General features: G+C 53.0%; 21 protein-coding genes, 6 tRNA genes and 2 other RNA genes. 28 read left to right on the forward strand and 1 reads right to left on the reverse strand.

All coding sequences use genetic code 11. The features are described 5' to 3' along the window. Window positions 1-16: 16 nt before the first annotated feature. The gene (gene nei / locus ACFL9S_RS01955) at window positions 17-808 is read left to right on the forward strand and encodes an endonuclease VIII (protein ID WP_405260030.1); all 792 of its coding nucleotides are present in this window, start codon (window positions 17-19) and stop codon (window positions 806-808) included. A gap of 42 nt (window positions 809-850) precedes the next feature. On the opposite strand, the gene ACFL9S_RS01960 is transcribed toward nei, so the two are convergent. After that, window positions 851-2,134, reverse strand: a complete 1,284-nt coding sequence (locus ACFL9S_RS01960; protein WP_405260032.1) for a citrate synthase — start codon at window positions 2,132-2,134, stop codon at window positions 851-853. Window positions 2,135-2,766: 632 nt separating this feature from the next. Between ACFL9S_RS01960 and sdhC the strand changes: the two genes are divergently transcribed. The 27 genes from sdhC (at window position 2,767) to ACFL9S_RS02095 (ending at window position 23,053) form a co-directional block, all read left to right on the forward strand. Then, the gene (sdhC, locus tag ACFL9S_RS01965; RefSeq protein ID WP_405260033.1) at window positions 2,767-3,156 is read left to right on the forward strand and encodes a succinate dehydrogenase cytochrome b556 subunit; all 390 of its coding nucleotides are present in this window, start codon (window positions 2,767-2,769) and stop codon (window positions 3,154-3,156) included. Then, window positions 3,150-3,497, forward strand: coding sequence for a succinate dehydrogenase membrane anchor subunit (gene sdhD / locus ACFL9S_RS01970; protein WP_133845514.1), 348 nt, complete (start codon window positions 3,150-3,152; stop codon window positions 3,495-3,497). Before sdhC ends, sdhD begins: the two co-directional genes overlap by 7 nt. Then, entirely contained in the window at window positions 3,497-5,263 is a 1,767-nt protein-coding gene (sdhA, locus tag ACFL9S_RS01975) for a succinate dehydrogenase flavoprotein subunit (protein WP_405260034.1), read from the forward strand. The genes sdhD and sdhA overlap by 1 nt, the downstream gene beginning before the upstream one ends. Before the next feature lie 17 nt (window positions 5,264-5,280). After that, window positions 5,281-5,997, forward strand: coding sequence for a succinate dehydrogenase iron-sulfur subunit (locus ACFL9S_RS01980; protein ID WP_405260035.1), 717 nt, complete (start codon window positions 5,281-5,283; stop codon window positions 5,995-5,997). A 232-nt stretch (window positions 5,998-6,229) separates the two neighbouring features. Then, on the forward strand, window positions 6,230-9,037 hold the full coding sequence (sucA, locus tag ACFL9S_RS01985) for a 2-oxoglutarate dehydrogenase E1 component (protein WP_405260036.1): 2,808 nt from the start codon (window positions 6,230-6,232) through the stop codon (window positions 9,035-9,037). 13 nt (window positions 9,038-9,050) lie between these two features. After that, window positions 9,051-10,268 carry a 2-oxoglutarate dehydrogenase complex dihydrolipoyllysine-residue succinyltransferase gene (gene odhB / locus ACFL9S_RS01990; protein ID WP_405260037.1) on the forward strand — a complete coding sequence of 406 codons (1,218 nt, stop codon included), beginning with the start codon at window positions 9,051-9,053 and terminating at the stop codon, window positions 10,266-10,268. A gap of 94 nt (window positions 10,269-10,362) precedes the next feature. Beyond that, complete coding sequence (gene sucC, locus ACFL9S_RS01995) at window positions 10,363-11,529, forward strand: ADP-forming succinate--CoA ligase subunit beta (protein WP_062748462.1); 1,167 nt, start codon at window positions 10,363-10,365, stop codon at window positions 11,527-11,529. Continuing rightward, window positions 11,529-12,401: a succinate--CoA ligase subunit alpha gene (sucD, locus tag ACFL9S_RS02000; protein ID WP_062748464.1), complete on the forward strand. Its 873-nt coding sequence runs from the start codon at window positions 11,529-11,531 to the stop codon at window positions 12,399-12,401. The genes sucC and sucD overlap by 1 nt, the downstream gene beginning before the upstream one ends. A 619-nt stretch (window positions 12,402-13,020) precedes the next feature. After that, entirely contained in the window at window positions 13,021-14,589 is a 1,569-nt protein-coding gene (cydA, locus tag ACFL9S_RS02005; protein ID WP_405260039.1) for a cytochrome ubiquinol oxidase subunit I, read from the forward strand. Window positions 14,590-14,604: 15 nt separating this feature from the next. Next, window positions 14,605-15,744: a cytochrome d ubiquinol oxidase subunit II gene (gene cydB / locus ACFL9S_RS02010; RefSeq protein WP_405260040.1), complete on the forward strand. Its 1,140-nt coding sequence runs from the start codon at window positions 14,605-14,607 to the stop codon at window positions 15,742-15,744. A 15-nt stretch (window positions 15,745-15,759) separates the two neighbouring features. Next, complete coding sequence (gene cydX, locus ACFL9S_RS02015) at window positions 15,760-15,873, forward strand: cytochrome bd-I oxidase subunit CydX (protein ID WP_405260041.1); 114 nt, start codon at window positions 15,760-15,762, stop codon at window positions 15,871-15,873. Beyond that, window positions 15,873-16,166, forward strand: coding sequence for a cyd operon protein YbgE (gene ybgE / locus ACFL9S_RS02020; protein WP_405260042.1), 294 nt, complete (start codon window positions 15,873-15,875; stop codon window positions 16,164-16,166). Before cydX ends, ybgE begins: the two co-directional genes overlap by 1 nt. Window positions 16,167-16,416: 250 nt before the next feature. Further along, a complete protein-coding gene (gene ybgC / locus ACFL9S_RS02025) occupies window positions 16,417-16,821 on the forward strand; it encodes a tol-pal system-associated acyl-CoA thioesterase (protein WP_405260043.1) in 405 nt (134 codons plus the stop codon). Between the two features lie 5 nt (window positions 16,822-16,826). Continuing rightward, window positions 16,827-17,504, forward strand: a complete 678-nt coding sequence (gene tolQ, locus ACFL9S_RS02030) for a Tol-Pal system protein TolQ (RefSeq protein ID WP_171148735.1) — start codon at window positions 16,827-16,829, stop codon at window positions 17,502-17,504. 13 nt (window positions 17,505-17,517) lie between these two features. Continuing rightward, window positions 17,518-17,946, forward strand: a complete 429-nt coding sequence (gene tolR / locus ACFL9S_RS02035; protein ID WP_062748479.1) for a colicin uptake protein TolR — start codon at window positions 17,518-17,520, stop codon at window positions 17,944-17,946. Between the two features lie 29 nt (window positions 17,947-17,975). Further along, window positions 17,976-19,253, forward strand: a complete 1,278-nt coding sequence (gene tolA, locus ACFL9S_RS02040; RefSeq protein ID WP_405260044.1) for a cell envelope integrity protein TolA — start codon at window positions 17,976-17,978, stop codon at window positions 19,251-19,253. Between the two features lie 109 nt (window positions 19,254-19,362). Next, entirely contained in the window at window positions 19,363-20,655 is a 1,293-nt protein-coding gene (gene tolB, locus ACFL9S_RS02045) for a Tol-Pal system protein TolB (protein ID WP_405260045.1), read from the forward strand. A 44-nt stretch (window positions 20,656-20,699) separates the two neighbouring features. Then, on the forward strand, window positions 20,700-21,212 hold the full coding sequence (gene pal, locus ACFL9S_RS02050) for a peptidoglycan-associated lipoprotein Pal (protein WP_405260046.1): 513 nt from the start codon (window positions 20,700-20,702) through the stop codon (window positions 21,210-21,212). 9 nt (window positions 21,213-21,221) lie between these two features. After that, window positions 21,222-22,028 carry a cell division protein CpoB gene (cpoB, locus tag ACFL9S_RS02055; protein ID WP_405260047.1) on the forward strand — a complete coding sequence of 269 codons (807 nt, stop codon included), beginning with the start codon at window positions 21,222-21,224 and terminating at the stop codon, window positions 22,026-22,028. A gap of 164 nt (window positions 22,029-22,192) precedes the next feature. Then, window positions 22,193-22,268: transfer RNA gene (locus tag ACFL9S_RS02060), tRNA-Lys, on the forward strand. Window positions 22,269-22,327: 59 nt separating this feature from the next. Continuing rightward, window positions 22,328-22,403, forward strand: a tRNA-Val gene (locus tag ACFL9S_RS02065). A gap of 4 nt (window positions 22,404-22,407) precedes the next feature. Further along, a tRNA-Lys gene (locus tag ACFL9S_RS02070) sits at window positions 22,408-22,483 on the forward strand. A gap of 12 nt (window positions 22,484-22,495) precedes the next feature. Continuing rightward, window positions 22,496-22,609: non-coding RNA, RtT sRNA (locus ACFL9S_RS02075), on the forward strand. Window positions 22,610-22,653: 44 nt separating this feature from the next. Next, window positions 22,654-22,729: transfer RNA gene (locus tag ACFL9S_RS02080), tRNA-Lys, on the forward strand. 12 nt (window positions 22,730-22,741) lie between these two features. Continuing rightward, window positions 22,742-22,855, forward strand: a non-coding RNA gene (locus tag ACFL9S_RS02085) — RtT sRNA. A gap of 42 nt (window positions 22,856-22,897) precedes the next feature. Continuing rightward, window positions 22,898-22,973, forward strand: a tRNA-Val gene (locus ACFL9S_RS02090). 4 nt (window positions 22,974-22,977) lie between these two features. Beyond that, window positions 22,978-23,053: transfer RNA gene (locus tag ACFL9S_RS02095), tRNA-Lys, on the forward strand. Window positions 23,054-23,147 lie beyond the last annotated feature (94 nt).

Here is a 23,147-nt window from a genome sequence, read left to right on the forward strand (position 1 = left end):
TTCAGAGTGAGGATCTATGCCTGAGGGCCCGGAAATCCGCCGTGCAGCGGATCAACTGGAAAAGGCACTACAAGGCAAGGTGCTGACCGATGTCTGGTTTTCCTACCCGGAGCTGCAAACGTATCAGCAGGCGCTGATCGGTGAGCGAGTTGTCTCGATTGAAACGCGTGGAAAAGCGCTGTTGACCCATTTTTCCAATGGGCTGACGTTGTACAGCCATAACCAGCTGTACGGTGTCTGGCGGGTAGTGAAAACCGGAAGTGTGCCTGAGGGAAAACGCATCCTGCGCGTGCGTCTGGCGGCGGCGGATAAAACGCTGCTGCTGTTCAGCGCGTCCGAGATTGAGCTGCTGGATGCTGAAGGCGTCGCCCGTCATCCGTTCCTGTTAAAGATCGGGCCGGACGTGCTGGATATGTCGTTGACGGAAGAGACGGTGCGCGAGCGCCTGTTATCGCCGCGTTTTCGCCGCCGTCAGTTTAGCGGCCTGCTGCTGGACCAGGCTTTCCTGGCCGGGCTGGGTAATTATCTGCGCGTGGAAATACTCTGGCAGGCGCAACTGGCTGCACACCATAAAGCCGAGTCGTTAAATGAGGCTCAGTGTGATGCGCTGGTCACCGCTTTACTGGCGGTGCCGCGTCTCTCTTATCAGACGCGCGGGCAGGCGGATGAAAAGCATCATCATGGCGCACTGTTTCGTTTTAAGGTGTTTCACCGGGCAGGGAAGGCGTGTGAGCGCTGTGGCGGGACGATTGAGCGCACGATGCTGTCATCGCGGCCATTTTACTGGTGCGCCGGATGCCAGAAATAGAAATGGCCGGGACAAGCCCGGCCATTTTTTCGCGTATAACGATTACTTTTTAATGTTTGACGCGAAATCACGCTGGTCGTAACCAGTATACAACTGGCGTGGACGGGCGATTTTTACGCCATCGTCATGCATCTCTTTCCAGTGTGCAATCCAGCCCACGGTACGTGCCATCGCAAAGATCACCGTAAACATGGAAGACGGAATGCCCATCGCTTTCAGAATGATGCCTGAATAGAAGTCGACGTTTGGATAGAGTTTACGCTCAATGAAGTACGGGTCGTTCAGCGCAATGTGTTCCAGCTCCATCGCGACTTCGAGCAGGTCATCTTTCATGCCCAGCTCTTTCAACACTTCATGGCAGGTTTCACGCATTACGGTGGCACGCGGATCGTAGTTCTTGTAAACGCGGTGGCCGAAGCCCATCAGACGGAACGAATCGTTTTTGTCTTTCGCGCGGCGCAGGAACTCAGGAATATGTTCAACGGTGCTGATCTCTTCCAGCATGCGCAAACAGGCTTCGTTAGCACCGCCGTGGGCCGGTCCCCAAAGGGAGGCGATACCTGCAGCGATACAGGCAAACGGGTTGGCACCAGACGAACCGGCGGTACGCACAGTGGAGGTTGATGCGTTCTGCTCATGGTCAGCGTGCAGGATCAGAATACGGTCCATAGCGCGTTCCAGCACCGGGTTCACCACATACTCTTCACACGGCGTGGAGAACATCATATGCAGGAAGTTACCGGCATAGGACAAGTCGTTGCGCGGATAAGCAAACGGCTGACCGATAGAATATTTGTAGCACATGGCCGCCATGGTTGGCATTTTGGACAGCAGACGGAACGCCGCGATCTCGCGATGGCGCTCAATGTTGACGTCCATGGCATCATGATAAAATGCCGCCAGCGCACCGGTGACACCACACATTACAGCCATTGGATGTGAGTCACGGCGGAAGCCACGGAACAGATGGTGAATCTGCTCATGCAGCATCGTATGGCGCGTTACGGTGAGTTTGAATTCTTCAAACTCTTTCTCTGTTGGCGCTTCGCCATTCAGCAGGATGTAGCAGACTTCCAGGTAATTAGAGTGCAACGCTAACTGGTCAATCGGGAAACCACGGTGCAGCAGGATGCCTTCATCACCGTCGATGTAGGTGATTTTAGATTCGCAGGATGCAGTAGAAGTAAAGCCGGGGTCAAAGGTGAAATACCCTTTGGAACCCAGATTCCGGACATCGATTTCTTCCTGACCCAATGTACCTTTCAGTACATCGAGCACGATAGGATCTTCGCCATCCAGGGTTAGTGTTGCTTTTTTATCAGCCATTTACAGTCTCCTTAGCGCCGTATTTTAGGGATCTTTATCACCAGGAAAGTCATATTCCCCAGCCTTGTGTCTGGCGCAGAAGGTCATCATCTCTGTGGCATCTTTTTGCGTGCAGGGTACAGAGTGACGGGCGCGTACTGGCCGGGATGACATATTACTGATGCGTACATGGTTGTATAAAGATCCGGTCTGGTAATGACTTACGTTATCGTCAAAACCTGATGCTTTATGGGTAATCCCAACCAATGTTACATAACTTGTGCTTAGGGGAAAGTGTATCCCCATAACTTTTGTGCATCATAGAACTTTTATTCGTCCGTTTGTAACAAGAATGTTGAACTTTTGTCAAATCAGATAATTAAAATTGTATCAATTATGAAAATCGTGAGGGTGATCACTGTTCCGCTGAAATGTTCCCAAAGAGTTTGTAGGGGAATTGTAATGAGAATGTGATCCACCTATACTGCCGCCAGGTCTCCGGATTTACCCTGCAGTAGGAGCCACCCAGCGTTTCATACGCGTCGTTTTTGACACTGGACGTTGTAGTTTTGGTGCCTGGCGCGAATGGTCAACTTAGATAACGCTGTCTGACCCCCCTTCAGGACCGGAGGAAGCAAAATAAGAAAAGCTGTGTGGGCAAAACCGTGAAAAAACAAAGACCTGTCAACTTGGATCTCACAACGATCCGGTTTCCCTTAACCGCAATTGCGTCCATTCTCCACCGCGTGTCCGGCGTGATCACCTTTGTGGCGATCGGGATTCTGCTCTGGTTACTGGGTCTGTCTCTCTCTTCTCCCGAAGGCTTCCTCCAGGCATCTGCCGTCATGGACAGCTTTATTGCCAAATTCATCATGTGGGGCATCTTAACCGCACTGGCGTACCATATCGCTGGTGGCATTCGCCATATGATGATGGACTTTGGTTTCCTGGGTGAAACCTTAGAAACGGGTAAGTTTTCCGCGCAAATTGCATTCGGTATCACTGTCGTGCTCTCAATCCTGGCTGGAGTCCTCGTATGGTAAGCAATGCTTCTGCACTGGGTCGCAACGGCATCCATGACTGGCTGCTGCTGCGTGCTGCCGCCATGGTTATGACCCTCTATGTGCTGTATATCCTCGGCTTTATCGTGATGTCAGGGACCCTGACCTATGACATCTGGCGTGGCTTTTTTGCCTCAAACTTCACGAAAGTCTTCACCCTTCTGACGCTGTTCTCCATTCTGGTGCATGGCTGGATTGGGATGTGGCAGGTACTGACTGACTACATTAAACCACTGGCGCTGCGCATGATGCTGCAGCTGGTGATTGTGGTAGCCCTGTTGGTGTATGCAATTTATGGAACTGTTGTTGTGTGGGGTGCGTGATGAGTTTGCCAGTCAGAGAATTTGATGCCGTGGTTATCGGCGCAGGCGGTGCAGGTATGCGCGCTGCCTTACAGATTTCCCAATCGGGCCAGACCTGTGCCCTGTTGTCCAAAGTTTTCCCAACCCGTTCCCATACCGTGTCTGCGCAAGGCGGTATTACCGTGGCGCTGGGTAATACCCACGAAGACAACTGGGAATGGCACATGTATGACACGGTCAAAGGTTCCGACTATATCGGTGACCAGGACGCGATTGAATATATGTGTAAAACCGGCCCGGATGCAGTGACCGAACTGGAACATATGGGCCTGCCATTCTCCCGTCTGGATGATGGCCGTATTTATCAGCGTCCGTTTGGTGGCCAGTCGAAGAATTTCGGTGGCGAGCAGGCCGCACGAACGGCAGCAGCGGCTGACCGTACCGGGCACGCGTTGTTGCATACGCTGTATCAGCAGAACCTGAAGAATAAAACCACCATCTTCTCCGAATGGTATGCGTTGGACCTGGTGAAAAACGCCGATGGTGCCATTGTCGGCTGTACTGCGCTGAACATTGAAGATGGTGAAGTTGTGTATTTCAAAGCACGTGCCACCGTGCTGGCGACCGGCGGCGCCGGTCGTATCTACCAGTCAACCACGAACGCCCATATCTGTACCGGTGACGGCGTGGGTATGGCATTGCGTGCCGGTGTACCGGTGCAGGATATGGAAATGTGGCAGTTCCACCCGACCGGTATTGCGGGGGCGGGCGTGCTGGTGACTGAAGGTTGCCGTGGTGAAGGCGGATATCTGCTGAATAAACACGGCGAACGCTTTATGGAGCGTTATGCTCCAAATGCGAAAGACCTGGCGGGTCGTGACGTGGTGGCGCGTTCTATTATGATCGAAATCCGTGAGGGCCGTGGCTGTGACGGTCCTTGGGGTCCGCACGCTAAGCTGAAACTGGATCACTTGGGTAAAGATGTGCTGGAAGCACGTTTGCCGGGGATCCTTGAGCTGTCGCGAACCTTTGCTCACGTGGACCCGGTGAAAGAACCGATCCCAGTGATCCCAACCTGCCACTATATGATGGGGGGGATTCCGACGCGAGTGAGCGGTCAGGCACTGACGGTGAACGAGAAGGGTGAAGATATTCTGGTTCCGGGCCTGTTTGCGGTAGGCGAAATTGCCTGCGTGTCTGTCCACGGTGCTAACCGCCTGGGCGGCAACTCGTTGCTTGACCTGGTGGTGTTTGGCCGTGCTGCGGGTGTGCATTTGCAGGAATCCATTGCCGAGCAGGGTGAACTGCGCGATGCGACGGAAGCAGAAATTGATGCTTCTCTGGCCCGACTGAACCGCTGGAACAATAACGTCACGGGTGAAGACCCGGCAGACCTGCGTAAAGCGTTGCAGGCGTGTATGCAGAATAACTTCTCGGTCTTCCGTGAAGGTGATGCGATGGCGCGTGGTCTGGAAGAGTTGAAAGTGCTACGTGAGCGTCTGAAAAATGCCCGACTGGATGACCGATCTCCGGACTTCAATACTCAGCGTGTTGAGTGCCTGGAGCTGGATAACCTGATGGAGACGGCTTACGCCACGGCGGTATCAGCCAACTATCGTACGGAAAGCCGTGGGGCACACAGCCGCTTCGACTATCCTGATCGTGACGATGCAAACTGGTTATGTCACAGCGTGTATCTGCCGCTGACTGAAAGCATGACGCGCCGTGAGGTGAACATGCAGCCGAAACTGCGTGCGGCCTTCCCGCCGAAAGCACGTACATACTAGTTTGCGGAGATAACACCATGAGACTCGAATTTTCCATCTATCGTTACAACCCGGAAGTCGATGATGCTCCGCGTATGCAGGAATACACGCTGGAGTCTGAAGACGGCCGTGACATGATGTTGCTGGACGCGTTGATGCGTCTGAAAGAGAAAGACCCGACGTTAGCATTTCGCCGCTCATGCCGTGAAGGGGTGTGTGGCTCCGACGGTCTCAATATGAACGGTAAAAACGGTCTTGCCTGCATTACCCCCGTTTCTGCGTTGGGTAATGGTAAACAGAAAATTGTGATCCGCCCGCTGCCCGGTTTACCGGTGATCCGCGATTTGGTGGTGGACATGGGGCAATTCTATGCCCAGTATGAGAAGATTAAGCCTTACCTGTTGAATAATGGGCAAAAACCACCAGCAAGGGAACATCTTCAGAAGCCGGAGCAGCGTGAAAAACTGGATGGTCTGTACGAATGTATTCTTTGCGCCTGTTGCTCCACTTCATGCCCGTCATTCTGGTGGAACCCGGACAAATTTATTGGTCCGGCAGGGTTGCTGGCGGCATACCGCTTCCTGATTGATAGTCGTGACACCGAAACGGATGCACGTCTTGATAATCTGAACGATGCTTTCAGTGTATTCCGCTGTCACAGTATCATGAACTGTGTGAGCGTATGCCCGAAAGGGCTGAACCCAACGCGTGCCATCGGCCATATTAAGTCGATGCTGTTGCAGCGGGGCGCTTAACAGTAACGTACCGGGAGCCTGCGGGTTCCCGGCGTTTTACCAGGTCATCTTTGTAAGGTGTTTTCGGCAGAGCGATGTTGCTGGAAACCCTTTGCAAAGGTTCCCTTACGGGCCGGTCGCTCGTATCGAAGAACCGTACCACGGTAAGCCGTTAACGCGGCGCGGGACTTGCAAAGGTTCCATTAAACAACCACGGCGAAAAAAAAAGCACAAATATGCTTAAGGGATCACAATGCAGAACAGCGCGATGAAACCCTGGCTAGACTCCTCCTGGCTGGCCGGCGCGAACCAGTCCTACATAGAGCAGCTCTATGAGGACTTTTTAACCGATCCTGACTCTGTCGATGTGGCCTGGAAGTCTCTTTTCCAGCAGCTTCCTGGAACTGGGGTTAGACCTGAGCAATTTCACTCCACCACCCGCGAGTATTTCCGCCGTCTGGCGAAAGATGCTTCGCGCTACACCGCCTCCGTCAGTGACCCTGAAACCAATGCCAAGCAGGTTAAGGTATTGCAGCTGATCAACGCCTTCCGTTTCCGCGGACATCAGCAAGCAAACCTTGACCCGTTAGGCCTGTGGAAGCAGGAAGCTGTACCCGATCTCGACCCGGCCTACCATGGCCTGAGCGAAGCCGATTTTCAGGAGAGCTTCAATGTCGGTTCCTTTGCCATTGGCAAAGAGACGCTGAAGCTGGCGGATTTGTTTGCAGCGCTGCAACAAACTTATTGCGGTTCGATCGGTGCAGAATATATGCACATTACCAACACTGAAGAAAAACGCTGGATCCAACAGCGTCTGGAATCGGTGGTGGGGCGGGCTTCTTACTCTGTTGAAGAGAAGAAAGGCTTCCTCAAGCAGTTGACCGCAGCAGAAGGTCTGGAGCGCTATCTGGGAGCAAAATTCCCGGGTGCGAAGCGCTTCTCACTGGAAGGCGGTGATGCGCTGGTGCCGATGCTGAATGAGATGATTCGTCATGCCGGTAAGAGCGGTACGCGCGAAGTGGTGCTGGGTATGGCACACCGCGGCCGTCTGAACGTGCTGATCAACGTCCTGGGCAAAAAGCCACAGGACCTGTTCGACGAATTCTCCGGTAAGCATAAAGAACATCTCGGCACGGGTGACGTGAAGTACCATATGGGCTTCTCATCAGATGTGGAAACAGAAGGCGGCATGGTTCACCTGGCGCTGGCGTTTAACCCGTCACACCTTGAGATTGTCAGCCCGGTAGTGATGGGATCGGTACGTGCCCGTCTTGACCGCCTTGATGAACCTGCCAGCAATAAAGTCTTACCTATCACCATTCACGGTGATGCTGCCGTTATTGGTCAGGGCGTGGTGCAGGAAACCCTGAACATGTCGCAGGCCCGGGGTTACGAAGTGGGCGGTACCGTGCGTATCGTGATCAACAACCAGATTGGTTTCACCACTTCCAACCCGAAAGATGCCCGTTCAACCCAGTACTGTACTGATATCGGTAAAATGGTGCTGGCCCCGATCTTCCACGTCAATGCGGATGACCCGGAAGCGGTTGCTTTTGTTACCCGCCTTGCGTTGGATTTCCGTAACACCTTTAAACGCGATGTGTTTATTGACCTGGTCTGTTATCGCCGTCATGGCCATAACGAAGCTGATGAGCCAAGTGCCACGCAGCCTGTGATGTATCAGAAGATCAAGAAACACCCGACGCCGCGTAAACTCTATGCTGACAAGCTGGAAGCCGAAAAGGTCGCCAGCCTGGAAGATGCCACGGAAATGGTCAACCTGTACCGTGATGCACTGGATGCCGGTGAATGCGTGGTGCCGGAATGGCGTCCAATGAGCCTGCACTCTTTCACCTGGTCACCGTATCTGAACCACGACTGGGATGAAGGCTACCCGGAATCTATCGAACTGAAACGTTTGCAGGCACTGGCAAAACGCATTAGCACGGTACCGGAATCTGTCGAAATGCAGTCCCGTGTGGCGAAGATTTACAACGATCGCGCTGAAATGGCGGCCGGTAATAAACCGTTCGACTGGGGCGCAGCAGAAAACCTTGCTTATGCCACGCTGGTGGATGAAGGCATCCCATGCCGTCTGTCCGGTGAGGATATGGGGCGTGGCACGTTCTTCCACCGTCATGCGGTTATCCATAACCAGGCGAATGGTTCGACCTACACGCCGTTACAGCATGTACATAACGGGCAGGGCATCTTCAAAGTATGGGACTCCGTGCTGTCTGAAGAAGCCGTGCTGGCGTTTGAATATGGCTACGCCACCGCAGAACCACGCACCCTGACCATCTGGGAAGCGCAGTTCGGTGACTTCGCGAACGGTGCGCAGGTCGTGATTGACCAGTTCATCAGCTCCGGCGAGCAGAAATGGGGCCGTATGTGTGGCCTGGTGATGCTTCTGCCACATGGCTATGAAGGTCAGGGCCCTGAGCACTCCTCAGCGCGTTTGGAGCGTTATCTGCAACTGTGTGCAGAGCAGAACATGCAGGTTTGCGTGCCGTCAACGCCAGCGCAGGTTTACCATATGCTGCGTCGTCAGGCGCTGCGCGGTATGCGTCGTCCGCTGGTAGTGATGTCACCGAAGTCACTGTTACGTCATCCACAGGCGGTATCTTCTCTGGAAGAATTGGCCAGCGGTGCGTTCTTGCCTGCCATTGGGGAAATCGACGATCTCGACCCTAAAGGCGTCAAACGTGTCGTGCTGTGTTCCGGTAAGGTGTATTACGACCTGCTGGATAAACGTCGTAAGAATGAGCAAACCGACGTGGCTATCGTGCGTATTGAGCAGCTTTATCCGTTCCCACACAAAGCGGTGCAGGATGTGTTGCAGCAATACTCTCATGTGCATGATTTTGTCTGGTGTCAGGAAGAGCCACTGAACCAGGGCGCATGGTATTGCAGCCAGCATCACTTCCGCGAAGTCGTACCGTTTGGGGCTTCATTACGTTATGCCGGTCGTCCTGCATCTGCATCACCGGCAGTTGGCTACATGTCCGTTCACCAGAAGCAGCAGCAAGATCTGGTTAATGACGCGCTGAACGTTGAATAATTAAGGAAAAAGAATGAGTAGCGTAGATATCGTTGTTCCTGACCTGCCTGAATCCGTGGCAGATGCCACCGTGGCGACCTGGCACAAAAAACCGGGCGACAGCGTCAAACGTGACGAAGTGCTGGTAGAAATTGAAACAGACAAAGTGATTCTGGAAGTCCCTGCATCTGCAGATGGTGTCCTGGAAGCTATCCTCGAAGATGAAGGCGCAACTGTGGTTTCTCGCCAGGCGCTGGGTCGCCTGAAAGAAGGCAACAGCGGCGGCAAAGAAACCTCGGCTAAAGCCGAAGCCAAAGAGTCGACGCCTGCGCAGCGCGCAACGGCCTCGCTTGAAGAAGAGAGCAATGATGCCCTCAGCCCGGCAATTCGCCGTCTGATTGCAGAGCACAGCCTTGACGCAGCCGCCATCAAAGGCAGCGGTGTTGGCGGACGTATCACCCGTGAAGATGTGGAAAAGCATCTGGCGAAAGCCCCGGCGAAGAGCGCGGAGCCAAAAGCAGCCGCTGCTGCACCGGCCGCTTCCCTGGGCAACCGCAGTGAAAAACGTGTGCCAATGACGCGTCTGCGTAAACGTGTGGCTGAACGCCTGCTGGAAGCGAAAAACAGCACGGCGATGCTGACCACGTTTAACGAAGTCAACATGCAGCCCATTATGGCCCTGCGTAAGCAGTACGGTGATGCCTTCGAAAAACGCCACGGTGTGCGTCTGGGCTTTATGTCCTTCTACATCAAGGCTGTTGTCGAAGCGCTCAAACGCTACCCGGAAGTGAATGCGTCCATCGATGGCGAAGAAGTGGTGTATCACAACTACTTCGACGTCAGCATTGCGGTTTCCACGCCACGCGGCCTGGTGACTCCGGTGCTAAAAGATGTGGATGCATTAAGCATGGCCGACATTGAGAAGAAAATTAAAGAGCTGGCGGTGAAAGGGCGCGACGGTAAGCTGACCGTTGACGAACTGACCGGCGGTAACTTCACCATTACTAACGGTGGTGTTTTCGGATCCCTGATGTCTACCCCGATCATCAACCCGCCGCAGAGCGCGATCCTGGGTATGCATGCCATTAAAGATCGCCCAATGGCGGTGAATGGTCAGGTTGTTATCCAGCCAATGATGTATCTGGCACTGTCTTACGATCACCGTCTGATTGATGGCCGCGAATCTGTGGGCTATCTGGTGGCGATCAAAGAACTGCTGGAAGATCCGGCGCGTCTGCTGCTGGATGTCTAAACCCCTGGGGTGTGGCAGCTTACCGCCGCACCCAACCCTATGTGTAGCCGCTTCTCGCGGCTAAATCTTTTCAGACCTGAATGGATAGAACATCATGAACTTACACGAATATCAGGCAAAACAGTTGTTTGCACGGTATGGCTTACCGGCACCAACGGGTTATGCCTGCACCACGCCACGTGAAGCAGAAGAAGCCGCCTCTAAAATTGGTGCCGGCCCGTGGGTAGTGAAATGTCAGGTTCATGCCGGTGGCCGCGGTAAAGCGGGCGGTGTGAAAGTGGTTAACAGTAAAGAAGAAATCCGCGCTTTCGCTGAAAACTGGTTGGGCAAGCGTCTGGTGACCTACCAGACTGACGCACATGGCCAGCCGGTTAATCAGATCCTGGTTGAATCTGCGACCGATATCGACCAGGAACTTTACCTGGGCGCCGTGGTGGATCGTGGCACCCGTCGCGTCGTATTTATGGCGTCGACTGAAGGCGGCGTGGAAATTGAAAAAGTGGCGGAAGAAACCCCGCACCTGATTCACAAAATGGCGCTGGACCCGCTGACCGGGCCACAGCCCTATCAGGGCCGTGAGCTGGCGTTCAAACTGGGTCTGACCGGTAAGCAGGTTGGTCAGTTCACCAAGATCTTTATGGGCCTGGCGACACTGTTCCTGGAGCGTGATCTGGCGCTGGTTGAGATCAACCCGCTGGTGATCACCAAGCAGGGCGATCTGGTTTGCCTGGACGGTAAACTGACTGCCGACGGCAATGCCTTGTTCCGCCAGCCAGAACTGCGCGAAATGCGTGACCCAAGCCAGGAAGACTCCCGCGAAGCACATGCAGCGCAGTGGGAACTGAACTATGTGGCGCTGGAAGGTAACATCGGTTGTATGGTCAACGGTGCTGGTCTGGCGATGGGAACTATGGACATCGTGAAACTGAGCGGTGGCCAGCCAGCAAACTTCCTCGACGTTGGCGGCGGCGCGACCAAAGAGCGCGTGACCGAAGCCTTCAAAATCATCCTGTCTGATGACGCAGTGAAAGCGGTCTTCGTCAACATCTTCGGCGGTATTGTCCGTTGTGACCTGATTGCTGACGGCATCATTGGTGCAGTAGAAGAAGTGGGCGTTAACGTACCGGTTGTTGTGCGTCTGGAAGGGAACAATGCCGAGCTGGGTGCTAAGAAACTGGCAGACAGCGGCCTGAATATTATTGCAGCAACCAGCCTGAGCGATGCGGCACACCGTGTTGTTGCCGCAGCGGAGGGTAAATAATGTCTATTCTGATTGATAAAAACACCAAAGTTATCTGCCAGGGCTTCACCGGTGGCCAGGGGACTTTCCACTCCGAGCAGGCGTTAGCCTATGGAACTCAGCTGGTTGGCGGTGTTACGCCAGGTAAAGGCGGTACTGAGCACCTGGGTCTGCCCGTGTTTAACACCGTGCGTGAAGCGGTAGAGGCAACAGGCGCGACAGCATCCGTAATTTACGTTCCGGCTCCGTTCTGCAAAGACGGTATCCTGGAAGCGATTGAAGCGGGCATTAAGCTGATCATCACCATCACTGAAGGCATCCCAACGCTGGATATGCTGACGGTGAAAGTGAAGCTGGATGAAGCCGGTGTGCGCATGATCGGTCCAAACTGCCCGGGTGTGATCACCCCCGGTGCCTGTAAGATCGGCATCATGCCTGGCCATATTCACCAGCCAGGCCGCATCGGTATCGTTTCACGTTCCGGTACGCTGACCTATGAAGCCGTGAAGCAGACGACAGATATTGGTTACGGCCAGTCTACCTGTGTCGGTATCGGCGGTGACCCGATCCCCGGCTCTAACTTCATCGACATCCTGAAGCTGTTCCAGGATGACCCGCAGACAGAAGCCATCGTGATGATCGGTGAAATCGGCGGGAGCGCAGAAGAAGAAGCAGCTGCGTTTATCAAAGAGTACGTGACCAAGCCGGTTGTGGGTTACATCGCCGGTGTGACCGCGCCGAAAGGCAAACGTATGGGGCACGCAGGGGCCATCATTGCAGGCGGTAAAGGTACAGCGGACGAGAAGTTTGCTGCACTGGAAGCAGCCGGTGTGAAAACCGTGCGCAGCCTGGCTGACATCGGTGAAGCGGTGAAAGCGGTACTGCCGCAGTAATTTTCGTCAGATTATAGATACTGAGGCCGCCTTCGGGTGGCCTTTTTCATTTCCGTCCTTCTCACTTTTTACAGCCTGAACATTAGCGTTTAATTATTCTTAAATGATGAAAAAATTATTTAACGTTAAATTGCTACCTCTTTGCTTTCATATTTTAACCTTCCGCCCGATAACGCACACAAGCTGTTAACAAATAGCCCTGGCTACCACGATATGTAAGATCTGAATCTTATTTTAGATCAATAAAATCAGACTTATTTATTGGGTATATTACTGGAGTGTTTTCGCGTTTTTAGTTTAAATTGCGTTGCATCAATTTAGGGTTGTTTCTCCTGTTTGGGTGAAAATTGATACAACCTGCTAAAAATAATACGGTCATCACAAAACCACTTTAAACCTGTGTGTATAAAGGCGTATCATAATGTCCGTAGGGTTCTTATGGATCTTCCAGGGCTGTTAGCAGCCTTTTTGGTCAAAGGATTGAGGCTCTTCCTTGTGCCTCAGTGACCATTCCACGGGATTACGTGTTTAATTATTTATTGGGATATCTCCAGATAATTCCGAGTAATTTACTCGGGTATTCTTCTGCCGGAACCCACTTGCGGAGCAAGGAGTCAAAATGTTTGATATTGTCGAACTGTCGCGATTACAGTTTGCTTTGACTGCTATGTACCATTTTCTGTTTGTGCCATTAACGCTGGGTATGGCGTTTTTACTGGCCATTATGGAAACGGTATATGTACTGTCGGGTAAACAAATCTACAAAGATATGACCAAGTTCTGGGGAAAATTATTTGGTATTAACTTTGCCCTGGGTGTTGCAACTGGGCTCACCATGGAGTTTCAGTTCGGCACAAACTGGTCTTATTACTCGCACTATGTGGGTGATATCTTCGGTGCCCCACTGGCCATTGAAGGTTTGATGGCGTTCTTCCTTGAGTCAACCTTTGTCGGGCTGTTCTTCTTCGGCTGGGATCGTCTGGGGAAAGTGCAGCACATGGCAGTCACCTGGCTGGTGGCATTGGGCTCTAACCTCTCCGCACTGTGGATTCTGGTGGCAAACGGCTGGATGCAGAATCCAGTGGCTTCCGAGTTTAACTTCGAAACCATGCGCATGGAGATGGTCAGCTTCTCCGAGCTGGTGTTGAACCCGGTAGCGCAGGTTAAATTCGTGCATACCGTTGCAGCAGGCTACACCTGCGGCGCGATGTTTATTCTCGGTATCAGCGCATATTACCTGCTGCGTGGTCGTGACGTTGCATTTGCCAAGCGTTCATTCGCTATTGCGGCCAGCTTCGGCATGGCGGCTATCCTGTCGGTCATCGTACTGGGTGACGAATCGGGTTATGAAATGGGTGATGTGCAGAAAACCAAACTTGCCGCGATTGAAGCCGAGTGGGAAACGCAGCCAGCACCCGCAGCGTTTACGCTGTTTGGTATTCCAGACCAGCAAGCACAGCAGAATAAATATGCTATCCAGATCCCCTGGGCGCTGGGCCTGATCGCTACCCGCTCTGTCGACAAAAAGGTCACCGGCCTGAAAGAGCTGATGGAGCAGCATGAAGTGCGCATCCGTAACGGGATGAAAGCCTACGAGCTGCTGCAAGAGTTGCGTACCGGCAATCAGGATCCTGCTGTCAGAACCGCGTTTAACGCAGCGAAACAGGATCTCGGTTATGGCTTATTGCTGAAACGCTATACCGATAAGGTGACGGATGCCAGCGAAGCGCAGATTCAGAAAGCCACAAAAGACTCGATCCCGAGCGTTGCCCCGCTGTACTTCTCCTTCCGTATCATGGTCGCCAGTGGCGTGCTGATGTTACTGATTATCGGGCTGTCATTCTGGAGCGTTATTCGTAATCGCATTGGTAAATGCCCACTTCTGCTGAAATGCGCGCTTTATGGGATTCCGCTGCCGTGGATTGCTATCGAATCAGGTTGGTTTGTGGCGGAATACGGCCGTCAGCCTTGGGCGATTGGTGAAGTTCTGCCAACCGCTGTGGCGAACTCATCATTGACCGTCGGCGACCTGCTGTTCTCTATGGGGCTGATTTGTGGCCTGTATACCCTGTTCCTGGTGGCTGAAATGTACCTGATGTTCAAGTTCGCCCGCCTGGGTCCAAGCAGCCTGAAGACCGGACGCTATCACTATGAACAGTCCAGCATCGCCTCGCAGCCGGCACGCTAAGACAGGAGTCCACAAATGTTAACTTATGAACTAATGCGTTTTATCTGGTGGCTGCTGATTGGCATCCTGTGTATCGGCTTTGCGATCACTGACGGTTTCGACATGGGGGTAGGGGTGCTATCGCGCATCCTTGGCCGTAACGATACCGAACGCCGCGTGATGATCAACAGCATTGCCCCGCACTGGGATGGTAACCAGGTCTGGCTGATCACCGCTGGTGGTGCGTTATTTGCTGCCTGGCCGACCGTCTATGCTGCCGCTTTCTCGGGTTTCTATGTGGCGATGATTCTGGTGCTGGCTTCTTTATTCTTCCGTCCGGTAGGCTTTGATTACCGCTCGAAAATTGAAGATCCGCGCTGGCGGGGTATGTGGGACTGGGCGATCTTTATCGGTAGCTTCGTTCCACCGCTGGTCATTGGTGTGGCGTTTGGCAACCTGTTACAGGGTGTGCCGTTCCATATCGATACCGATCTGCGCCTGTTCTATACCGGTAATTTCTTCCAGTTACTGAATCCGTTTGGTCTGTTGGCCGGTATCGTCAGCCTGATGATGTTCCTGACTCAGGGGGCGACCTATCTGCAAATGCGTACTGTGGGTGAGCTGCACTTGCGTGCTCGTGTCACGGCGCAGATCACGGCTCTGGTGATGATGGTCGGCTTCGTACTGGCCGGTGTCTGGGTGGTGTACGGCATTGATGGTTACGTGGTGACGTCGGCACTGGATCATAACGGTGCATCGAACCCGCTGGTGAAAGAAGTCAGCCGTCAGGCTGGAGCCTGGATGGTGAACTTCAATAATGCGCCGATTCTCTGGGCGATCCCGGCGCTGGGTGTCGTTCTGCCGCTACTGACCATCCTGTGTTCACGACTGGAAAAAGGCGCATGGGCGTTCATCTTCTCTTCCCTGACAATGGCCTGCGTTATTCTGACTGCCGGTGTGGCAATGTTCCCGTTTGTTATGCCATCAAGCACGGTGCCAAACGTCAGTCTGACAATGTGGGATGCTACGTCGACATTACTGACGCTAAAAGTGATGACAGTGGCAGCGGTGATCTTCGTGCCGCTAATCCTGGCTTATACAACCTGGTGTTACTACAAAATGTTCGGTCGCGTGACCAAAGAACACATTGAAAGTAACAGCAATTCTCTCTACTAAGGAAGGAGTGTCATCATGTGGTATTTTGCCTGGATCCTTGGCACGCTGCTGGCCTGTGCCTTCGGTATTATTACGGCGCTGGCGCTGGAACAAGCTGAAGCAGGCGCTGCGAGTAAAGAGAAACTGTAATGGGGGAGGGCATCGCTCGTCTCTATCAACTGATGGATAAGGGCCCGTTGAGGGCTCTTTCCCTGGTGGCTGCGTTGGTGCTGGCAGGGTGCATGTTCTGGAACCCATCGCGCTTTGCCGCGAACAGCAGTGAGCTGGCTATCTGGCAGGGACTGTTGCTGATGTGGGCGGTCTGCACTGGCGTGATTCACGGCGTGGGTTTCCGCCCGCGTCGTCTACGCTGGCGCGGATTTTTCTCGCCACTTCCTGCACTGTTGATTGCGTTGAGTGGTGTCGGTTTCTTCTTCCTCTGATCGCACAAAGGGGCGGATTTATCTGCCCCTCTGTTTTTCTCTTCTTCTTCTCGCCCCAAAGAATGTCTCTGAAGCTTCGTTTAGCTACGTTTATGTCAGTATTTGTCTAACAAATGTGCTGAATTTAGTGAAGTTGTTACGCTGGCATAATTATTTTCGTCAGCCTCTGGCAACCCATTCCCAATAGGTTAGCTCTTGCGTATAGTAGCAACGTTTTCCTGTACCAACGTTAGCATTACCGGGATGTAGAGTGAGTACAACGCTGTTTCGATGGCCGGTGCGTGTCTATTACGAAGATACTGATGCCGGTGGTGTGGTTTACCACGCCAGCTATGTCGCTTTTTATGAACGAGCGCGAACTGAGATGCTGCGCCAGCGCCATTTCAATCAACAGGTTCTGCTGGAACAGCAGGTGGCCTTTGTCGTGCGTCGTATCACGGTTGATTACCTTGCAGCTGCACGTCTCGACGATATGCTCGAGGTGCAATGCGAGGTCATTGGCATGACCAGAACGACCATGACATTTGCACAACGCATCGTTAATGCAGAAGGCCGTGTGCTCAATGAAGCAGAGGTCCTGATCGCCTGCATCAATCCACATCTAATGAAGCCGATAGCGCTTCCCAAGTCTATTGTCGCGGAGTTCAAGCAGTGACTGACATGAACATTCTTGATTTGTTCCTGAAGGCGAGCCTTCTGGTCAAACTTATCATGTTGATATTGATCGGATTTTCTATCGCCTCCTGGGCTGTAATCATTCAGCGGACCCGTATTTTGAATGCGGCCACACGTGATGCAGATGCCTTCGAAGATAAGTTTTGGTCCGGTATCGAACTGTCTCGTCTCTATCAGGAAAGCCAGGCCCGTCGCGATGAGCTGGGCGGTTCTGAGCAGATTTTCTATGCGGGCTTTAAAGAGTTTGCCCGCCTGCATCGTGCCAACAACCATGCGCCGGAAGCGGTCGTGGAGGGGGCGACGCGTGCCATGCGTATTTCCATGAACCGTGAACTGGAAGCGCTGGAAAACCATATACCTTTCCTGGGTACCGTCGGTTCCATCAGCCCCTACATTGGTCTGTTTGGTACGGTATGGGGGATTATGCACGCCTTTATCGCGCTGGGTGCGGTGAAACAGGCCACCTTACAGATGGTGGCACCGGGTATTGCTGAAGCACTGATTGCGACTGCAATCGGTCTGTTTGCCGCCATCCCTGCCGTTATGGCTTACAACCGCCTGACGCAGCGTGTGAACAAACTTGAGCAGAACTACGACAACTTTATGGAAGAGTTCACGGCTATCCTGCATCGTCAGGCGTTCTCTAGCGACGTAAGCAAGTAAGTCGGAGGTTAGCATGGCCAGAAGGCGTGGTCGCGGTCGCCGCGACGTCAAGTCCGAGATCAATATTGTTCCGTTGCTGGACGTGCTGCTGGTGCTGTTGCTGATTTTCATGGCAACGGCGCCGATCATCACTCAAAGCGTGGAAGTCGATCTCCCGGACGCTACAGATTCTAAAACCGTCTCCAGCGATGATAATCCTCCTGTGATTGTTGAAGTCGCGGGTGTCGGGCAGTACAGCCTGGTGGTCGATCACGATCGGATGGAGCAGTTGCCAGCGGAACAAGTGGTGGCCGAAGCGCAGCGTCGCATTACGGCTAACCCGAAAACGGTGTTCCTGATTGGCGGGGCTAAAGAGGTTCCTTACGAGGAAATCATCAAGGCGCTGAACTTGCTGCATCAGGCAGGCGTGAAGTCTGTCGGATTAATGACGCAGCCGATTTAATTCATTCGAACCGTTTTTGGGAACCGAGAGTGTCGAAGGCAACCGAGCAAGACGAAAAGTTAAAACGAGCGATAACAATATCAGTCATCTTCCACATTATTCTGGTGGCCGTGCTGGTATGGAGTTCGTTTGACGAGAACATCGACGCCAGCGGCGGCGGTGGCGGTAGCGATATTGATGCAGTCATGGTCGATCCTGGCGCGGTCGTAGAACAGTACAATCGTCAGCAAAATCAGCAGAGCGACAGCAAACGTGCCGAGCAGCAGCGTCAGAAGCAGGCTAAGCAGCAGGCGGAAGAGTTGCAGCAGAAGCAGGCCGCTGAACAGCAACGACTGAAACAGATCGAGAAAGAACGACTGCAGGCGCAGGAAGACGCCAAACAGCAGGCGGCAGATACGGCCGCCGAGCAGAAGCAGGCTGCAGATGCGGCGAAGCAGGCACAGCAGGAGCAGAAACAGGCAGAAGCGGCGGCGGCAAAAGCCAAAGCCGATGCGAAAGCCCAGGCAGATGCCCAGGCCAAGTCTGCTGCGGATGCACAGAAAAAAGCCGCAGAAGAAGCCAAGAAAGCGGCAGCTGATGCGAAAAAAGAAGCCGAAGCGGAAGCAAAACAGGCTGCTGCTGAAGCCGCTAAAGTGAAAGCGGCAGCGGATGCAAAAGCCAAAGCTACCGCTGATGCGAAAGCCAAAGCCGCAGCCGATGCGAAAGCGGCCGCCGATGCGAAGGCTGCCGCTCAGGAAGCCAAAGAGCAGGCGGCCGCTGAGGCGAAAGAAAAAGCAGCAGAAGAAGCCAAAGAGAAAGCGGCGACCGCGGCGAAAGAAAAAGCCGAAGCGGCTGCAAAAGCGAAAGCAGACGCCGCAGCGAAAGCCAAAGCCGATGCCGCAGCCAAGAAGAAAGCCGCCGCTGAAGCCGCGAAAGAGTCGGGCGATGTCGGTAACTTACTGGGTGATCTGACCTCGGGTAAAAATGCGCCGAAGTCGGGTAATGCCGCCGGTGGTGGCGGTGCTGCCGGGCAGGGGACTCAGAAGAAATCGGGTGCATCGGGTGCTGCTATTGACAGCTACCTGGGACAGGTTAAAGGCGCGATTCAAAGTAAATTGTATAATGCGGATACGTTCGCAGGACAAACCTGCGATATCCGCATCAAACTGGCACCGGACGGACTGCTGATTTCAGCAACGACGGCCGGTGGTGATGCTGCGCTCTGTCAGGCCGCGTTAAGTGCTGCTCGCACTGCGAAAATTCCAAAACCGCCCACTCAGGATGTCTGGCAGGCGGTGAAAGAAGCGACAGTCGAGTTTAAACTGTAAGAATTCGGTCATAAGCGGCATGTTGAACTATGTTTTGCATGCCGTACTCTTAGGTTTCTTGATACAAGGCTAATTATCGTGGGTGCTATGCCCGGATAAGGGAGAAAGAATGAAGCAGGCATTTCGTGTAGCGCTGAGTTTTTTAATGCTGTTTGTCGCGGTTGCGCATGCAGAAGTTCGCATTGAAATTACTCAGGGTGTGAATTCCGCGCGTCCTATCGGTGTTGTGCCGTTTAAATGGGATGGCCCGGGTGCAGCGCCGGAAGATATCGGCGGTATCGTTGCTGCTGACTTGCGTAACAGCGGTAAATTCAATCCAATCGATCGTTCACGTTTACCACAGCAGCCAACCACTGCTGCAGAAGTGCAGCCCGCTGCATGGAGCGCGCTGGGTATTGATGCCGTTGTCGTAGGCCAGGTTCAGCCAGGTGCTGACGGCAGCTATACCGTTTCCTACCAGTTGGTCGATACCTCGGCTAACCCAGGTGCTGTGCTGGCGCAGAATCAGTTCAAAGTGACAAAACAGTGGTTACGTTATGCGGCGCATACGGCCAGTGATGAAAGCTTTGAAAAACTGACCAGCATCAAAGGGGCATTCCGTACCCGTATTGCTTACGTGGTGCAGACCAACGGCGGTCAGTTCCCGTATGAACTGCGCGTGTCTGATTACGATGGCTACAACCAGTTTGTTGTGCATCGTTCACCCGAACCACTGATGTCACCAGCCTGGTCTCCAGATGGCAGCAAAGTGGCTTACGTGACCTTTGAAAGCGGTAAGTCTGCGCTGGTTATCCAGACGCTGGCTAATGGCGCGATCAGGCAGGTTGCTTCGTTCCCACGTCACAACGGTGCGCCAGCCTTCTCCCCAGATGGCAGCAAACTGGCATTTGCGTTATCGAAAACAGGTAGCCTGAATCTGTACGTGATGGACATTGGTTCTGGTCAGATTCGTCAGATCACTGATGGTCGTTATAACAGCACCGAACCGACCTGGTTCCCGGATAGCCAGAGCCTGGCTTACACCTCCGATCAGGCAGGTCGTCCACAAATTTATAAAATCAGCGCAAGCGGCGGTACAGCACAACGTATCACCTGGGAAGGTTCTCAGAACCAGGACTCAGACGTCAGCTCTGATGGCAAATCAATGGTGATGGTCAGCACCAATAGCGGTGCTCAACATATCGCCCGACAAGATCTGGTAACGGGAGCCGTTCAACAATTAACGGACACGTTCCTGGATGAGACGCCAAGTCTCGCACCTAACGGCACAATGGTAATCTACAGCTCTACTCAGGGTATGGGTTCCGTATTGCAGTTGGTTTCGACGGATGGGCGTTTCAAAGCGCGTCTTCCGGCAACTGATGGACAGGTCAAATTTCCTGCCTGGTCGCCGTATCTGTGATGCATGTGTAAATATGTATGGCAAACTATAATAGGAATTAAATAATGCAACTGAACAAAGTGCTGAAAGGCTTACTGCTGGCACTGCCAGTAATCGCAGTGGCTGCATGTAGCTCTCACAAGAACAACAACAACGACCAGACTAGCGGTCTTGGTGACGGTTCTAACAGCGGCATGAACAGCGGTAACATGTCTTCTGATGAGCAGGCACGTCTGCAGATGCAAGAACTGCAGAAAAACAACATCGTATACTTCGGTCTGGACAAGTATGACATCGCGTCTGACTTCGCTCAGATGCTGGATGCGCACGCTAACTTCCTGCGTAGCAACCCATCATACAAAGTGACTGTTGAAGGTCATGCGGATGAGCGCGGTACACCTGAATACAACATCGCCCTGGGCGAACGTCGTGCTTCAGCTGTTAAAATGTACCTGCAGGGTAAAGGCGTTTCTGCTGACCAGATCTCTATCGTTTCTTACGGTAAAGAAAAACCTGCAGTACTGGGTCACGACGAATCAGCTTATGCTAAAAACCGTCGTGCAGTACTGGTTTACTAAGAGAATCACATGATTAGTAGCTTCAGAACTCACCTGTTGAGTCTGTCGTTACTGGTTGGCGTAGCGGCCCCCTGGGCCGCTAATGCCCAGGCAACAATCAGTAACGTTGGCTCCGGCTCGGTTGAAGACCGTGTCACTACACTTGAGCGTATTTCTAATGCTCAGGCACAACTCCTCCAGCAACTTCAGCAGCAACTTTCCGAAACGCAAAATGATATTGACTCACTACGTGGTCAAATTCAGGAAAACAGCTATCAGCTGAATCAGGTTGTGGAACGTCAGAAAGGACTTTACCAGCAGATTGACAGTCTCAGCAGCGGTGGTGCAAACGCCGGTGCAGCGGCCGCGTCAGGTGCGGGTGCGGCAGCTGCCGATACGTCCTCTGATGGCAGCAATGCAGCGGCAGCAGCTCCTGCTGCCGCTGCTGCCCCGACCCAAACTGGGGACGCGAATACCGATTACAATGCGGCAGTGGCGCTGGTACTGGAGAAAAAACAGTACGATCAGGCTATCGCAGCATTTCAGTCCTTTGTGAAGAAATACCCGGATTCGACTTTCCAGCCTAATGCGAACTATTGGCTCGGTCAGCTGAATTACAACAAAGGTAAAAAAGATGACGCCGCGTTTTATTTTGCGACGGTTGTCAAAAATTACCCTAAATCACCGAAGAGCGCAGATGCGCTGTTGAAGGTTGGGGTGATCATGCAGGAAAAAGGCGATAAGGCGAAAGCCAAAGCGGTCTATCAGCAGGTGCTTAAACTGTATCCGAACAGTGAAGCCGCTAAACAGGCACAGAAGCGCGCTGCCGCACTTTAATTGGTGCGTTTTGGCTCTTTTTAGCCTGAATTATGGTCTTACCGCGTGAAACCTAAGCAGTTGAACAGCTTGTCCTTAAATAGTGGTTGCGCTGGAAATTCAAATCAGTAATATATGCCGCCGTTGCCGGGGGATATGTTAAGAGACGCCAGCAGCACAAAAGTGGGTCGTTAGCTCAGTTGGTAGAGCAGTTGACTTTTAATCAATTGGTCGCAGGTTCGAATCCTGCACGACCCACCACTATTAAGTTTTACGCGTAGATTTTAAACGGTGTAAGCCGTGCTTTGAAGTAACGATATGGGTGATTAGCTCAGTTGGTAGAGCATCTCCTTTACACGGAGGGGGTCGGCGGTTCGAGCCCGTCATCACCCACCATATCGGGTCGTTAGCTCAGTTGGTAGAGCAGTTGACTTTTAATCAATTGGTCGCAGGTTCGAATCCTGCACGACCCACCACTTCAAAGTAGTAAGCGGTGCAAACCGTGAAGGATGAGAACCGTAAAAGGTTCGAGTCGAGCGAAAGCGAGACAACGTTGCTTCAGCAACGGCCCGAAGGGCGAAGTCATCCTGCACGACCCACCACTTCAAAGTAGTAAGCAGTAACCAGTAAAGCATTACCGCATTGCGGGTCGTTAGCTCAGTTGGTAGAGCAGTTGACTTTTAATCAATTGGTCGCAGGTTCGAATCCTGCACGACCCACCATCTCAAAATAGTGAACGGTGTAAACCGTGAAGGATGAAAACCGTAAAAGGTTCGAGTCGAGCGAAAGCGAGACAACGTTGCTTCAGCAACGGCCCGAAGGGCGAAGTCATCCTGCACGACCCACCCTCTCAAATAAAAAGAGATAAGCAAGCGCAGCAGTTCTGATATGGGTGATTAGCTCAGTTGGTAGAGCACCTCCTTTACACGGAGGGGGTCGGCGGTTCGAGCCCGTCATCACCCACCATATCGGGTCGTTAGCTCAGTTGGTAGAGCAGTTGACTTTTAATCAATTGGTCGCAGGTTCGAATCCTGCACGACCCACCAATGTAAGAAGGCGCCCTAAAGGCGCCTTTTTGCTATCTGCGATTTGAGCCAGTGCGTTTGCTCTTTCGTAGGGGACGACCTTTTTCTCCGGTCG

Source organism: Erwinia sp. AnSW2-5, assembly GCF_045107195.1.
Classification (GTDB): Bacteria; Pseudomonadota; Gammaproteobacteria; order Enterobacterales; family Enterobacteriaceae; genus Erwinia.